Origin of the sequence: Tepidibacillus sp. HK-1 (genome assembly GCF_001748485.2) — a bacterium.
GTDB classification, from domain to species: Bacteria; Bacillota; Bacilli; order Tepidibacillales; family Tepidibacillaceae; genus Tepidibacillus_B; species Tepidibacillus_B infernus.
In genome coordinates this window covers 1-426 of sequence record NZ_BDGM02000064.1, presented here as the reverse complement: position 1 = coordinate 426, position 426 = coordinate 1, and the positions used below count along the sequence as shown (strand labels likewise).

Annotated in this window: 1 tRNA gene; it reads left to right on the top strand. The window is 38.3% G+C overall.

Going from position 1 to position 426, the window contains the following annotated elements:
* Positions 1–52 precede the first annotated feature (52 nt).
* Positions 53–126: transfer RNA gene (locus BEN26_RS13850), tRNA-Gly, on the top strand.
* The last annotated feature ends 300 nt before the right edge of the window (positions 127–426 follow it).

Sequence of the window (426 nt, the reverse complement as noted above, 5' to 3'; positions counted from 1 at the left end):
GGGGGTCGCAGGTTCAAATCCTGTCACCCCGACCATATAAATTATAAAATATGCGGATGTAGTTCAATGGTAGAACTCCAGCCTTCCAAGCTGGTAGCGTGGGTTCGATTCCCATCATCCGCTCCATTAGTTTCCAGACTACTACGTCGAATGTTCATCTTTGCTGGATGGAAATTGTGTACTCGAAGAGTGTTCCATTACTCCAACAAAAATATAAAGAAAAAAAACAGTTGACAAATTAACATAATACATAATAAGATATATTTTGTCGCTGTTACGACACACTAATTGAAACTTTGATTGCTCTTTGAAAACTGAACAGTGTAAAAGCCAAGCGTACCACAGAAAAGTGGACCTAATCAATTTATTAGAGTTAAGGATAACTTTTTATGGCCTCGTGAAGATGCTTATGTAGCTGAATCACAG